Here is a 13,643-nt window from a genome sequence, read left to right as displayed (position 1 = left end):
GTACGGTGGGAAACGTAAGCCCCGGGTCCGCCTCTGCTCTGCATGCCGCCCGGGGCACTGCTCTGTCTGGGCAGAGTGGCAGTGAGCCTCAGCACTGGCCAACCCGACAGCCTTGCCTACCGGAGAGAACTTACGCCTCAACGTCCGGTTTCGCAAGCGCACTCCGCTACGCAGAACCTGTTAACCCCCTGACTTCAGGTCAGGACGCGCCGTCGGCGCGGAGCCGGAACACGTTCGACTCCGCCGAGTCGCGCAGCGACCCCAGCACCGCGCCGATCTTGTCCGCCGGCATGGGCTTGAAGAAGTGGTAGCCCTGCGCGGAGGTGCAACCCAGCTCGGCCAGGGCGATCCGCTGCTCGGCGGTCTCCACCCCTTCGGCGACCACCCGCAGCCCCAGCTCGTGAGCGAGGCCGACGGTCGTCCGGACGATCGCGGCGGCCTCCGGCGAGTCGGCCATCCGGATGACGAAGGAACGGTCCACCTTCAACTCGTCCACCGCGATCCGGGTGAGGAAGGTCAGCGACGAGAAGCCGGTGCCGAAGTCGTCGACCGCGAGTTGCACGCCCATCGACCGGAGCGTCGCCAGCACCTCGTCGATGACCTCCAGCTCGCTCATCACCACCGTCTCGGTGATCTCCAGAACGAGCCGGTGCGGCGGCACCTGGTGGCGGCGCAACGCCTCGGCGATCTCCGCCGGTAAGCGGGGGTCGAGCAGGCTGCGCGCCGAGAGGTTGACCGAGATCGGGACGTCCAACCCCTCCCGGGCCCAACTGGCGGCCACACTGAGCGCCTTGTTCAGCACGTAGCGGGTGAAGGTGCCGAGCTGCTCGCTGTTTTCCACCGGCCGGATGAAGTCGGCCGGGTTCAGCCACCCACGCCGGGGGTGCTGCCAACGGATCAGCGCCTCCACCCCGGTGGGCGCACCGGTGGCCAGGTCGACCGCCGGCTGCAACGCCAGCACCAGCTGATCGTCGACTTTCAACGCCTCACGCAGCTCGGCCAGCAGGGCGAGCTGGTCGGTGCTGGCCGCGTCGCGCGCGCCGTCGTACGCGGCGACGTTGCCGCCGCCCTCCTTGGCCTGGTACATCGCGATGTCGGCCCGACGCAGCAGCTCGGTCAGGTCCGCAGTGCCCGCGGCGGCCACCACCACCCCGACCGAGACCTCGATGGACATCCGCACGCCGGCCACCTCGGTCGGTGCGGCCAGCCGTTCGGCGATCTCGCGGGCCTGACGCAACGCGTGGGCCATCGGGGCGGTCCGATCGCCGAGCACCGGCACCGCCGTGAGCAGCAGGGCGAACTCGTCGCCACCGAGTCGACCGAGCAGGTCACCGGCGCGGACCAGCGCGTTGAGTCGGTTCGCGGTCAGTCGCAGCAGCTGGTCACCTGCCGCGTGGCCGAGGGTGTCGTTGACTTCCTTGAACTGGTTGATGTCCAGCAGCAGCAGCGCCACCGGGTGGTCGTGGCTGAGCTGTCGCAGCGACTGGTCGCCCTTGCTCAGCATCGCCGCCCGGTTGGCCAGCCCGGTGAGCGGGTCGTGCACCGCCTCGTACGACGAACGGGCGGTCACCAGCCGCAGCTCGTGGTGGGTCGCGGCGTCGTGCAGCGCGGCGGCGAGGGCGTCGCCGAACGCGGCCACCGCGTCACGTTCCCGGGCCGTGGGCGGGGCCGAGCGGGGGAACCGCACCCGCAGCCGACCGACCGGCGTGGCGCCGACCGACAGCGCCCGGCTGAGCTCGTGCTCGTCCGGCTCCGACTGGTCCGGTGAGCCGGTCTCCCGGTCGACCAGCTGACCGCTGGCGTCGCCCCGGTAGCGGTGCCACCGGCCGTCGGCCCGGGCCACGTCGACGTCCACCAGCTCGGCGTTGAACAGCGTCAGCGCCCCGGTGACCGCCGCGCTGGCCACGCCCCGCTCGTCGAGCTGGTTGAGGGCCGCGGTGGCCTCGGCGAAGGCACGCCAGGTGCGGCGCTCCTGATCGGAGCGCAGCCGGTAACGGTAGGTCTGCTGCAACAGCCACAGCAGCGGCGGCAGCAACAGCAACCAGCGTGGGTCGAGTTCCAGCAGGGCGACCACAACGAGGCCGACCGCCACGTTGCCGACGAACATCAGCAGCTTGCCGCGCAGCGCGGCGAGCAGCGGTGGCCCGATCGGCAGCCCGTGCCGCAGGCCCAGCGTCACGCCGCCGAGCCAGGCGGTCACCAGGAGGTACGTCACCGAACCGGCGATCACGGCCAGCGCCAGGATCGGGGTGGGTGGCGAGAGCAGCGGCCGCCCGAGCGCGGTGGTCACGGAGACGGCCAGTGCCGACGCGGCGGCCAGCGACGCGGCGATCCGGACTATCTCCAGGGCCGGACGGCGGTCGTTGTGCAGTGACAGCAACGTCCAGGCCAGCCCGGTGCCGAGCAGCGTGGCGGACGGGAGCCAGCCGGCTGGAGTCAGGTAGAGGCAGACGATCAGGGCCGCCTCGCCCCAGGTGATGCTGACCATGCCGGCGGCCGAGCGGAAGCGCAGCCGGGCGAGCTGGGCGAGGGCCAGGACGGCGACGGCGATGCCGAAGCGGGCCGGACCGCCGAGGGGGTCGTCGGCCGGCAGCCGGACCGGAAGGGTCAACCCGACCGCGGCGGCGGCCAGGGCGGTCAGCGTGACGGCGGCGGTGAGCACGAGCAGCCGGCCCGGTGTGCCACGCACCCCGAGCCGATCGAACGGGTCGTCGGCCGGACCGGAGGTCATCGACCTCCCCCGTCAGCCGACCGACCGACGTCGCGGTGGGCGGCCGGTGCTGTGCTGGTCATCGGCGCCCCCTCCCGCACACGGCTCGGAGACTTTTGGTCCCCCCGGCGGAAGGCTAAGCCAAACCGGGTGGCCGCAACAGGGGGCGACCACCCGGTTCAGCGTGATTCACGCGCGGACTACCCGTTCAGGTGCTGCTGGTGCCCGTCGGGAGCGGGCGGGGATGAATCACGCCCCCCGGTCCCGTCTGTCGGATCGACGACTGCCGCATCGACCCTGGTCGGGTCGGTCGGCCCGGACTGCTGGGGGAAACGGTCCGGCAGACGTCGCAGCCGAGCGTTCATGTTGCGGATCAGCAGGATGGTCGCGGTGGCCAGCAGCAGGATGAGGAAGAGGCCCATCGGCCCGGCCAGACCACCCGTGCGGGTGTCCCCGAAGTTGTTCTCCGCGAGCACCTGGGCAGCGGTCAGCATGGCGTTCCTCCGATGTGCGGTTGGTAACCAGGGTAGCCCTGCCGGGAATCAGCGCGCGTGCGCCGTCTCCCGCACCCCGGCGAAGAGATCGGACTCGGGCAGCGGACTGTCGACCATCGAGCGGGCCAGCTCGTAATCCTCGGTCGGCCAGGCGCGTTTCTGGAGCTCCATCGGCACGTGGAACCAGAAGCCGTCCGGGTCGACCTGGGTGGCGTGGGCGCGCAGCGCGTCATCGCGGACCGGGAAGTATTCGGCGCACTCGACCCGGGTGGTGATCCGCGGGCCCTTGTCGGGGCGATCCTCCCACCGCTTGAGCCACTCCTCGTAGGGCGACTCCAGACCGGCGGCCAGCATGCCCTCGTGCAAAGCCATGATCTTGCCCTTGGAGAAGCCGATGTCGTAGTAGAGCTTCAGCGGCTGCCAGGGCGCGCCCAACTCCGGGTAGCGCTCCGGGTCACCGGCGGCCTCGAACGCGGCCACGCTCACCTTGTGGCACATGATGTGGTCCGGGTGCGGGTAGCCACCCTCCTCGTCGTACGTGGTCACCACGTGCGGACGGAACTCGCGCATCAGCCGCACCAGCGGGCCTGCGGCGACCTCGACGTCCTGGAGGGCGAAACAGCCCTCGGGCAGCGGCGGCAGCGGATCACCCTCGGGCAGACCCGAGTCGACGAAGCCCAGCCAGGCCTGGTCGACGCCGAGGATCGCCCGCGCGGCGTCCATCTCGGCACGCCGGATCTCGCCGATGTTGGCCCACACGTCGGGTCGGTCGAGCTTGGGGTTGAGCACGCTCCCGCGCTCGCCACCGGTGCACGTCACGACCAGGACGTCCACCCCCTGAGCGACATATTTCGCCGTCGTCGCCGCGCCCTTGCTCGACTCGTCGTCCGGGTGCGCGTGCACGGCCATGAGACGCAGTTGCTCTGCCAACTTCGGCGCTCCTCGTCTGTGCCGGACGGTGGACCCGACCGGGCTCGACCGGCTGACCTGCCGGGATCTTTCCTCACCGCACCCTGTCACCGGCCACCAGCGCCGGGCATGACCTGCCATTCCTGCCGCTGGACGGGGTGGGAGGATGGGGCTCTGTCATTCTTGCCGATGCCGCCGACAACAACGCCAGGAGATACCCGCCGGTGACCGAGACGCACGCCACAATTTCACCAGGCGCGCCGGTATTCCCGGCCGGACGCTACGGCCGCCGTCGGGCACCGGGCGGAAAGCGCCGCCGTACGCTGCTGGCCACGCTGGCGCTGTTGGCGCTCGTGGCGACGCTGACCGTGATTTCGGTCCGGCTCTACCGCCAGTACGGCGACCCGGTCTACGACGCCCAGGTGATCACGTACACCGACATCACGGACAAGCAGGTGCTTGTCGACTTTCGGGTGACCGTCCCGCCCGGTGGATCAGCGGTCTGCGTGCTGCGCGCCCGGGACCGTGCCGGTGCCGAGGTCGGCCGCGAACAGGTCACCGTGACCGCCGATCCCGGGGATCGGCACGTCAAGACCCAGCACCGCCTGGCCACCACCGCGCGGCCGTTCATCGGCGAGGTCCTGCGCTGTCTGCCACCGTCCTGAGCTGCCAGAACAGCGCCAAGAGCGGGGCTGACGGGGCGCCTACCGGCGGTGTCGGATCCGGACACCGGCGGTGTTGGCCGACACGCTGTGTCGTTCCGCACTGGTAACTTGGTAGTTCACCTGTCAGCCAGCCACGCACAACTGAGGAGAACGCCTGTGTCCACTGGCAACGAGGCGCCCGCCACCTGGCTGTCGCAGGACGCGTACGACCGCCTCCAGGCCGAGCTCGACGAGCACATCGCCAACCGTCCGGCGATCGCAGCTGAGATCAACGCTCGGCGCGAGGAGGGCGACCTGAAGGAGAACGGCGGCTACCACGCCGCCCGCGAGGAGCAGGGCAAGGCCGAGGGCCGCATCCGCTACCTCCAGGAGCTGCTGCGCACCGCGAAGGTCGGCGCGGCGCCGACGGCGGACGCGGTGTCGCCCGGCATGGTGGTGACGATCTACTTCGACGACGACACGAACGACACCGAGACCTTCCTGCTCGGTTCCCGGGAGATCGCCGCCACCACCGACCTGACCGTCTACAGCCCCGAGTCCGCGCTGGGCAAGGCGATCCTGGGCGGCCGCGCCGGGCAGACCTGCACCTACACGGCGCCCAGCGGCGCCGACATCAAGGTGACAGTGGTCAGCTTCGAGCCGTTCTCCGGCTGACCGTCGCCGATCGCGTCACCCGCTGCCGGCCGGCTCGACCGACCCCGGCACCCGCTGTCGACACACCGCGCATCCGAGGCGTGGCACCCACCGGTGTCACGCCTCGGCCGCGAAGACCACCTGGTAGCCACTGGCCCGTAGGGCGCTGATCAGGGTGTCCGAGTGCTCGACGCCCCGGGTCTCCACCGACAGCGCCACCTCCACCTCGCCGAGGCCGAGGTGCGGGTTGGCCCGCTGGTGCTCCACGTCCACCACGTTGGCCCGGTGCTCGGCGATCTGGCTGAGCAGCGACGCGAGCTGCCCCGGCCGGTCCGAACAGCGGACGGTCACCCGCAGGTAGCGACCCGCTGCGGCCAACCCGTGCTCGATCACCCGCAGCATCAGCAACGGGTCGATGTTGCCGCCGGAGAGCACCGCGACCACCGGCGTCTCCACCTCGACCACGCCGGCCAGCAGCGCGGCCACACCGACCGCCCCGGCCGGCTCGACCACCTGCTTGCCCCGCTCCAGCAGCATCAGCAGGGCCCGGGAGATGTCCTCCTCGGAGACGGTGACGATCTCGTCGACCAGCTTGCGCACGTGGTTGAAGGTGATCTCGCCCGGTCGGCCGACCGCGATGCCGTCGGCGATGGTGGAGAAAACGGGCAGCCGGACCGGTTCCCCGGCCACCAGTGAGGGCGGGAACGCCGCCGCCCCGGCCGCCTGCACGCCGATGATCCGGACGTCCGGGCGCAACGCCTTCGCGGCCACCGCCATACCCGAGATCAGACCGCCGCCACCCACCCCGGTGATGATCGTCTTCACCTCGGGGCACTGTTCGAGGATCTCCAGCGCCACAGTGCCCTGCCCGGCGATCACATCGGGGTGGTCGAACGGGTGGATCAGCACCGCGCCGGTGCGCTCTGCGTACGTGTGCGCCGCGACCAGCGACTCGTCGACGGTGTTCCCGGCCAACTCGACCTGCGCGCCGTACCCCTTGGTGGCGGCGACCTTCGGCAGCGGCGCGTTGACCGGCATGAAGACGGTGGCGTGCGTGCCGACCAGGCCGGCAGCGAGAGCCACTCCCTGCGCGTGGTTGCCCGCGCTCGCCGCGACCACGCCGCGCTCCCGCTCCGCCGCCGACAACCGGGAGATCCGCACGTAGGCGCCCCGCACCTTGTACGAGCCGGCGCGCTGCACGTTCTCGCACTTGAGCCACGTCGGCCCGCCCAGCGCTGCGCTGAGCGGCCGGGAGGGCTCCAGTGGGGTGGTACGGGTGACGCCAGCGAGCAACTCCCGTGCGGCCCGCACGTCGTCGAGACCGACCAGTTCCGTCATGCCCCGATCGTGCCATTCGACCCCGGGGCACCCTGCGGCGACACCGGTGCGAGGCGTGCGGGAGACGATCACGCGGTGGCCGACGACCCCGTTTCGACGCGGGGATAACCGGGAGCGTGGCGCGTCCACGGGGCGGCCATCTCGAACTGACCGGCCACACCGAGCAGCAGCAGCTCCGAGCCGGGCGGACCGACCAGCTGCACGGCGACCGGCAGGCCGTCCGGGCGGCGGCCGACCGGCACGACGACCGCCGGCAGGCCGGCGATGTTCCAGGGTGCGGCGTACGGGGCGTACCGGATGTTGGCTGTCATGTTCGCCCGCCAGGACCGCTCCGACCAGCGGGCCGCCTCCGGTGGCGCGCTGGCCAGCGCCGGGGTGAGCAGCAGGTCGACCGAGTGATCGGTGAAGAAGTCGACCGACCGTTGCCGCCAGGCGGCCCGGTCCGCCTCCCGCACGTAGCCGCGACGCTGCGCCCACTCGCCGAGCGCGACGTGCCGCCGGGTACGCCGTTGCAGGCCACGCCGGTCCAGACCGGAGGCCCGGACGTCGGTTGCGGCAGCGGCGAACCAGGTGGCGATGCCCTGCAGGCCGAGCGCGGTCGGGTAGACCGGATCGGCCGGCACGGTGTCGTGCCCGGCGGCGGCGAGGAGCCGACCGGCGGCGGCGACCGCGTCCCGGTTGGGCGCGTCCGGTGCGACACCGCGCACCGGGGAGCGCAGCGAGACACCCACCCGCAGCCGCTGCGGGGGAACCAGCTTCTCGGGACGCCGGCCGGCGAGCACCGAGAAGCCGACCGCCGCGTCGGCGACGGTGCTGGTCAGCATGCCGTGCTCGGTGAGGCCGAACCAGTCGTCCGCCCCGAGCTGGCAGGGGACCACGCCCCGACCGGGCTTGAGCCCGACGAGCCCGCAGCAGGCCGCGGGAATCCGGATCGAGCCGAGACCGTCGTTGGCGTGCGCGATCGGGACCAGCCCGGCGGCGACCGCGGCGGCGGCACCACCCGAGGACCCACCGGGCGTACGCGTGCTGTCCCACGGGTTACGGGTAACCGCACTGTCGTCGTCGGTCAGTGCCCACAGCCCCAGCTCGGGCATCCGGGTCACGCCGAGGATCACCGCACCGGCGCCGCGCAGCCGACGCACCACCTCGTGGTCGGCCTCCGCCACGTCGGTGCGGGCGGCGGCCGACCCGTTCCAGGTGGGGAGGCCGGCGACCGGGGTGTTCTCCTTGACCGCCACCGGAACCCCGGCCAGCGGCAGGTTGGCCAGGTCCTCCTGCTCGTCGACCTTCTCCGCCTCGGTGATCGCCTCACCGCCGCGAACGGCGCGGAACGCGGCCAGCTCACGGTCGGCTCGGGAGATGTACTCGAGGTGGTCGGCGACGACCTGGGTCGCCGAGACGTCACCTCGGCGTACGCCCCGGGCAATCTGCTTTGCGGTCGCTCCGACCCAGGTCGCCATGATGTCCTGCACGGCCATCCTCCCCCAGCGGTCAGCCCAGCGCCTGCTCCAGATCGGCGAGTAGGTCGTCGACCGTCTCGATGCCGACAGACAGTCGCACGAGATCGCCGGGAACTTCAAGCGGCGAGCCGGCAGCACTTGCGTGTGTCATCCGACCCGGGTGCTCGATCAGGGATTCCACACCGCCCAGCGACTCGGCGAGCACGAAGAGCTTGGCCCGGTTGCAGATGTCCACTGCGTGGTCCTCACCACCGGCGGCGCGGAACGAGATCATGCCGCCGAACCGGCGCATCTGCTTGGCGGCCACCTCGTGACCGGGGTGCGAGGGTAGCCCCGGATAGAGCACCTGGGCGACCTTGGCGTGACCGTCGAGGTACGCGGCGAGCCGCTCGGCGTTGTCGCAGTGCCGGTCCATGCGTACCCCGAGGGTCTTGATGCCCCGCAGGGTGAGCCAGGCGTCGAACGGACCGTTGATCGCGCCCATCGCGTTCTGGTGGTAGCGCAACTCCTCGCCGAGCCCGGCGTCGGCGACGACGAGAGCGCCACCGACCACGTCGGAGTGCCCGCCGACGTACTTGGTGGTGGAGTGCACCACCACGTCCGCGCCGAAGGCGATCGGCTGCTGGAGGTACGGCGAGGCGAAGGTGTTGTCCACCACCAGCAGGGCGCCCGCATCGTGTGCCACGGCGGCCAGCGCGGCGATGTCGGCGATGCCGAGCAGCGGGTTGGTTGGCGTCTCCACCCAGACGATCTTCGTGCGGCCGGGCTGCACGGCCGCCCGGACCGCGTCCGGGTCGGAGACCTTGGCCGGGCTGAACTCCAGGCCCCAGCGCTGGGCGACCCGGGCGAAGAGCCGGTACGTGCCGCCGTAAGCGTCGTCCGGGATCACCACGTGGTCGCCGGGCTGGCACACGGCCCGCAGCAGGGTGTCCTCCGCCGCCAGGCCGCTGGCGAAGGCGAGCCCCACCGGCCCGCCCTCCAGCGCCGCCAGGCACTCCTGGAGTGCATCACGGGTCGGGTTGCCGGAGCGGCTGTACTCGTAGCCGAGGCGAGGTGCGCCGACGGCGTCCTGGGCGTACGTGCTGGTCTGGTAGATCGGTGGGATCACCGCGCCGGTGCGGGCCTCAGGGTCCTGACCGGCGTGGATGGCGAGCGTCTCGAAGCCGTGACTCATTCTGGTGAGGCTAGTGCCCCGTCCCGAGGGCTGGAACGGAACCCGCGCTCCCGGTGGGGGCCGGGCCTTCCGGCCCGGCCCCCGCGTGCCAGCCAGGGGCCGACGGTCGGTCAGCCGGCCGGTACGGGCAGGACGTGCAGGGTGGCCTGGTTCCTCCCGGTCCAGTCGTAGGAAAGCGCGTAGAGCCGTGCACCGTTCGGCGACCAGGCCAGCCCACCCCGGCTCAGCTCACCGCCTCCCAGCACGAAGCGGGTCAGTTCGGTTCCGTCCGGCCGATAGACGAACAGGTACGAAGTGTCCGCCGCGGCGGCGATCCTGGTGCCGTCGCGGGACGGCTCGACGGCGGCCGGGTAGGCGCCGGTGGGGAAGATCGCCGAGGGGGTGGTGATGTCGGCGAACGGGAACGCCTGCACCTCGTACGGGGCACCGGCCGCGGTGTAGAGGGTGGTGCCGGTCGGGTCGAGGGCGATGTCCTGCAGGTTGCTGCCGATCGCCGTCCAGTCGTTGGCCCGCAGCAGGGTCAGCGTTCCTCCGGTTCCGATCGCGTACGCGTAGACCGACGCCGGGCTCAACGACATCTGCCCGGCCAGCAGCACCGAACGGTTCTGGCTGGCGGCGGTCAGCAGCGGGGCGCCGTAGAAATCCTGAGTGGTGGCCATCCCAGTCGTCAGCCGGGCCGGCTGGCGCCCCAGGTCGATCTGGCCGATGTTGCCGCCTCACTGGTCACAGCCGTAGCCGAACCACAGGTACCGCCCGGTCAACGCCAGCGACGACGGGCACTCGCCCGCTCCGGTGTCGTACCGGGCGGACTCGAGCAGCGAGCCGGTGTCGAAGGCGGCGATGGCGTTGGCGGTGGGCAGCGCCACGTAGAGGGTCCGCCGGTCGGCGCTGAGCAGCAGGTCGGTGGGGCCGGGCAAGCCCGACAGCGTGCCGACCACAGTGCCTGTCGCGCTGGTCACCACGACATCGGTGGCGGAACTGCCACCACTGACGAAGACCCGGTCACCGGCCGACACCACGTCGGCCACCGTGTTCAGCGGCAGTGGGGTGGCGGTCTGCGCGGCGGCCGCCCGGGCGTGGCCCGGGACCGCGCCGGTGAGCAGCCCGGCGGTCAGCGCCGCCAGCGCCAGGGTGAGACCTCTTCTGATCTGCAAGCTTGGTCCTTTCGGAGCATCGACGCGCACGCCGATGGCCGGGATCGTCCCGGCTCATCCATTCACGTAGATGGGTACCACAGCCGATTGACGCGTGGGGGGCACCGTGACCCGCGAGGCCGCCGACATAGCCTGGCTTGATGAGCGGTTGCGTGTTCTGCGGGATCGTGACGGGCGAGGTGCCGGCGTTCCGGGTGGCCGACACCCCGGACGGGGTGGCGTTCCTGGACACCCGGCCGGTGTTCAAGGGGCATGTCCTGGTGGTGCCCCGGGTGCACCTGGTGACCCTGGCGGAGTTGCCGGCCGACCTGCTGCCCGACTACTTCGCCATGGTCCAGCGGCTGGCGGTGGCGGTGGAGACCGCTCTCGGTGCCGGTGGGACGTTCGTGGCGATGAACAACAAGGTGTCCCAATCGGTGCCCCACCTGCACACCCACGTGGTCCCGCGCACCAAGGGCGACGGGTTGCGTGGCTTCTTCTGGCCACGCACCCGGTACGACGACGACACCGAGGCCCAGACGTACGCGGACCGGATCGCGGCGGCGCTCCCCGCCGGGGCCTGACTGACGGTCACGCGGGTAAGGAAGGTGGACCCTCCGGTGTTACACGCTGGGAGTGGTACGAGAGGAGATCCCACCGTGTTTTTGCGCCGAATGAACGCCGATATGGTCTCGCCCGACCAGGCCCTGCCGGGCCGTCCGATCGCCATGCCGGTCGCCGACCGCCACGAGGTGCTGGGCACCCCGTTGAAGGGCCCGTTCCCTGAGGGCCTTCAGGTCGCGGTCTTCGGCATGGGCTGTTTCTGGGGTGCCGAGCGGCTGTTCTGGACGCTGCCCGGCGTCTACACCACCTCCGCCGGTTACGCGGGTGGCATCACCAAGAACCCGACGTACGAGGAGACGTGTTCCGGCCGGACCGGGCACGCCGAGGTCGTCCAGGTGGTGTACGACCCCAGCAAGATCAACTATGAGGATCTGCTGAAGGTCTTCTGGGAGAACCACGACCCGACCCAGGGGATGCGCCAGGGCAACGACGTCGGCACCCAGTACCGCTCGGCGATCTACACGACCACCGACGAGCAGCGGACCATCGCGGAGTCGTCCCGGGACGCGTTCCAGCCGATCGTGACGCGGGCCGGCAAGGGTGAGATCACCACCGAGATCGCCCCGCTCGGCAGCTACTACTTCGCCGAGGACTACCACCAGCAGTACCTGGCGCCGACCAAGAACCCGAACGGGTACTGCAACCACGGCCCGAACGGGCTGAGCTGCCCGGTCGGAGTCGCCCGAGTCGGCGGCTGACCACGACGTACCACCACACGTGTGATGCCCGGCCGCCGATGAGGTGTGCCGGGCATTCCCGTTCGGCCTGTGATCGAAATCCGTTGCCGAGCCCGACGAGAACTCGATAACGTGGCCGTACACGTGAAAGGAGGTGGTCCAGACTTGTATAGCAATCGGACTCGTGAGGTGGCTGTCAGCTAGCCGCTGTCCTCGACAGTGATCGGCCTGCCGCGAGGCGGGCAAAAAGCACCATCGTCGAGACCGTGTGGCAGCGGTGCGGCGAATCCACGACAGCCACCCGACCCCCGGGGTGCCGGCCAAGTCCAGCCGGCCCGCGCACATGCGCGGAGCGCCCCGGGGGTCGCTCCATATCCGCGGGAGTGGCCATGTCCATGCGCGAGCTGGTGGTGCTGGGGACGGCCAGCCAGGCGCCGACCCGTCAGCGCAACCACAACGGGTACGTGTTGCGCTGGGACGACGAGGTGATCCTCTTCGACCCGGGTGAGGGCAGCCAACGTCAGCTCCTGCACACGACGGTCACCGCCACCGACCTGACCCGGATCTGCGTCACCCACTTCCACGGCGACCACTGCCTGGGCCTGCCCGGCACCATCCAGCGACTCTCCCTGGACCGGGTGGCGCACCCGGTCGCCGTGCACTTCCCCGCCGGCGGCGCCGAATACTTCGCCCGGCTGCGGTACGCCACCTCCTTCTACGAGACGGCCGAGCTGCGGGTCGAGCCCATCGAGGCGGACGGGCAGCGGATCGCCCTGCGCTGCGGCACGCTGGAGGCACGCCGGCTCCGGCACCCCATCGAGACGTACGGCTACCGGCTGGTCGAGCCGGACGGGCACCGGATGCTGCCGGAGAAGCTGGCCGCGTACGGCATCGCCGGACCGGCCGTCGGCGAGCTGATCCGCGTCGGGCACCTGGACCTCGACGGACGCCGCGTCACCCGGGCCGAGGTGAGCGCGCCCCGGCCGGGGCAGCGGTTCGCGTTCGTGATGGACACCGGCCTCTGCGACGGGGTGTACGCCCTCGCCGAGCACGCCGACCTGCTGGTCATCGAGTCGACGTTCCTGGAGTCGGAGGCCGCGCTCGCCGCCGAGGTCGGCCACCTGACCGCGGGGCAGGCCGCGCGCGTGGCGACCGAGTCCGGGGTACGCCGACTCGTGCTCACCCACTTCTCCCAGCGCTACCCGGACCCGCGCCGGTTCCACGACGAGGCGCGCGCGCACTTCGACGGTGATCTGATCATCGCCGAGGATCTGACCACGGTGCAGCTCCCGCCGCGCCGGGTAGCCTCGGCCGGGTGACCGTCACGCTCCGCCCAGCGACCGAAGGCGACCTGATGGCGGTGGGTGCCCTGCACCAGCGCTCCCGGGTCGCCGCGTACTCCGCCTTCCTGCCGGCCGAGGCGCTGGCCGACCCGACACCGGAGGCGATGGGGCGGTACTGGGTCGAGCGGTGGATCTGGGAGCGGGACACCCACCGGATGACAGTGGCCGAGCGGGCCGGGGCGCTGGTCGGGTTCAGCCACCTGGGCCCGGACGACGAGGACGACCCCGCCACCGGGCTGCTCAACGCGATCCACCTCGACCCGGCCGAGCAGGGGCGCGGCGTCGGCCGCACCCTGATGGTGGACGCCCTGGACGCCATGCGGGCGCAAGGCTGGCGGCGTGCCGTGCTCTGGGTGCTGCGGGACAACGCCCACGCCCGTTCGTTCTACGAGCGGGGCGGCTGGACCCCGACCGGCGACGAACGAGACGAGGCGATCGGCTCAGCACCGACCCGACAACTCCGCTACACCCGCCCCCTCTGAG

General features: G+C 71.4%; 14 protein-coding genes. 6 read left to right on the top strand and 8 right to left on the bottom strand.

From position 1 onward, the window contains the following. Positions 1-199: 199 nt before the first annotated feature. From DLJ58_RS08945 to mca, 3 genes are all read right to left on the bottom strand, one after another. Positions 200-2,731, bottom strand: a complete 2,532-nt coding sequence (locus DLJ58_RS08945; RefSeq protein WP_124854727.1) for a putative bifunctional diguanylate cyclase/phosphodiesterase — start codon at positions 2,729-2,731, stop codon at positions 200-202. Between the two features lie 179 nt (positions 2,732-2,910). Beyond that, positions 2,911-3,204: a hypothetical protein gene (locus DLJ58_RS08940; RefSeq protein ID WP_124854726.1), complete on the bottom strand. Its 294-nt coding sequence runs from the start codon at positions 3,202-3,204 to the stop codon at positions 2,911-2,913. Positions 3,205-3,252: 48 nt separating this feature from the next. Then, positions 3,253-4,134, bottom strand: coding sequence for a mycothiol conjugate amidase Mca (gene mca, locus DLJ58_RS08935; protein WP_124854725.1), 882 nt, complete (start codon positions 4,132-4,134; stop codon positions 3,253-3,255). A gap of 203 nt (positions 4,135-4,337) precedes the next feature. Here mca and DLJ58_RS08930 point away from each other — a divergent pair, with 203 nt between their 5' ends. Further along, complete coding sequence (locus DLJ58_RS08930) at positions 4,338-4,778, top strand: DUF4307 domain-containing protein (RefSeq protein ID WP_124854724.1); 441 nt, start codon at positions 4,338-4,340, stop codon at positions 4,776-4,778. A 156-nt stretch (positions 4,779-4,934) separates the two neighbouring features. Further along, the gene (greA, locus tag DLJ58_RS08925; protein WP_124854723.1) at positions 4,935-5,432 is read left to right on the top strand and encodes a transcription elongation factor GreA; all 498 of its coding nucleotides are present in this window, start codon (positions 4,935-4,937) and stop codon (positions 5,430-5,432) included. Between the two features lie 96 nt (positions 5,433-5,528). On the opposite strand, the gene ilvA is transcribed toward greA, so the two are convergent. The 5 genes from ilvA to DLJ58_RS08900 all read right to left on the bottom strand — a co-directional run bounded on the left by ilvA (position 5,529) and on the right by DLJ58_RS08900 (position 10,537). After that, positions 5,529-6,749, bottom strand: coding sequence for a threonine ammonia-lyase (ilvA, locus tag DLJ58_RS08920; protein WP_124854722.1), 1,221 nt, complete (start codon positions 6,747-6,749; stop codon positions 5,529-5,531). Between the two features lie 68 nt (positions 6,750-6,817). Continuing rightward, complete coding sequence (locus DLJ58_RS08915) at positions 6,818-8,227, bottom strand: amidase (protein WP_124854721.1); 1,410 nt, start codon at positions 8,225-8,227, stop codon at positions 6,818-6,820. A gap of 13 nt (positions 8,228-8,240) precedes the next feature. Further along, entirely contained in the window at positions 8,241-9,383 is a 1,143-nt protein-coding gene (locus tag DLJ58_RS08910) for a cystathionine gamma-synthase (protein ID WP_091394199.1), read from the bottom strand. Positions 9,384-9,493: 110 nt separating this feature from the next. Next, entirely contained in the window at positions 9,494-10,042 is a 549-nt protein-coding gene (locus DLJ58_RS08905; protein WP_124854720.1) for a YncE family protein, read from the bottom strand. A 57-nt stretch (positions 10,043-10,099) separates the two neighbouring features. Continuing rightward, the gene (locus DLJ58_RS08900; protein WP_124854719.1) at positions 10,100-10,537 is read right to left on the bottom strand and encodes a YncE family protein; all 438 of its coding nucleotides are present in this window, start codon (positions 10,535-10,537) and stop codon (positions 10,100-10,102) included. Between the two features lie 140 nt (positions 10,538-10,677). On the opposite strand from DLJ58_RS08900, the gene DLJ58_RS08895 reads away from it, so the two are divergent. The 4 genes from DLJ58_RS08895 (at position 10,678) to DLJ58_RS08880 (ending at position 13,642) form a co-directional block, all read left to right on the top strand. Then, positions 10,678-11,100, top strand: coding sequence for an HIT family protein (locus DLJ58_RS08895; protein WP_124854718.1), 423 nt, complete (start codon positions 10,678-10,680; stop codon positions 11,098-11,100). A 75-nt stretch (positions 11,101-11,175) separates the two neighbouring features. Further along, positions 11,176-11,838, top strand: a complete 663-nt coding sequence (gene msrA / locus DLJ58_RS08890; protein ID WP_124854717.1) for a peptide-methionine (S)-S-oxide reductase MsrA — start codon at positions 11,176-11,178, stop codon at positions 11,836-11,838. Positions 11,839-12,206: 368 nt separating this feature from the next. Next, on the top strand, positions 12,207-13,136 hold the full coding sequence (locus tag DLJ58_RS08885; RefSeq protein ID WP_124854716.1) for a ribonuclease Z: 930 nt from the start codon (positions 12,207-12,209) through the stop codon (positions 13,134-13,136). After that, positions 13,133-13,642 (top strand): GNAT family N-acetyltransferase, encoded by a 510-nt coding sequence (locus DLJ58_RS08880; protein WP_124854715.1) that lies wholly within the window; start codon positions 13,133-13,135, stop codon positions 13,640-13,642. The genes DLJ58_RS08885 and DLJ58_RS08880 overlap by 4 nt, the downstream gene beginning before the upstream one ends. Position 13,643: the final 1 nt, after the last annotated feature.

Source organism: Micromonospora arida (assembly GCF_003857035.1).
Classification (GTDB): Bacteria; Actinomycetota; Actinomycetes; order Mycobacteriales; family Micromonosporaceae; genus Micromonospora; species Micromonospora arida.
The sequence above is the reverse complement of the archived record's forward strand: the minus strand, read 5'-3'. Positions and strand labels throughout refer to the sequence as shown.

Bases quoted from the DNA above. Each gene is read 5' to 3' on its own strand.
- DLJ58_RS08945 (WP_124854727.1), bottom strand. From the start codon at position 2,731: ATGACCTCCGGTCCGGCCGACGACCCGTTCGATCGGCTCGGGGTGCGT.
- DLJ58_RS08940 (WP_124854726.1), bottom strand. From the start codon at position 3,204: ATGCTGACCGCTGCCCAGGTGCTCGCGGAGAACAACTTCGGGGACACC.
- ilvA (WP_124854722.1), bottom strand. From the start codon at position 6,749: ATGACGGAACTGGTCGGTCTCGACGACGTGCGGGCCGCACGGGAGTTG.
- DLJ58_RS08915 (WP_124854721.1), bottom strand. From the start codon at position 8,227: ATGGCCGTGCAGGACATCATGGCGACCTGGGTCGGAGCGACCGCAAAG.
- DLJ58_RS08910 (WP_091394199.1), bottom strand. From the start codon at position 9,383: ATGAGTCACGGCTTCGAGACGCTCGCCATCCACGCCGGTCAGGACCCT.
- DLJ58_RS08905 (WP_124854720.1), bottom strand. From the start codon at position 10,042: ATGGCCACCACTCAGGATTTCTACGGCGCCCCGCTGCTGACCGCCGCC.
- DLJ58_RS08895 (WP_124854718.1), top strand. From the start codon at position 10,678: ATGAGCGGTTGCGTGTTCTGCGGGATCGTGACGGGCGAGGTGCCGGCG.
- DLJ58_RS08885 (WP_124854716.1), top strand. From the start codon at position 12,207: ATGTCCATGCGCGAGCTGGTGGTGCTGGGGACGGCCAGCCAGGCGCCG.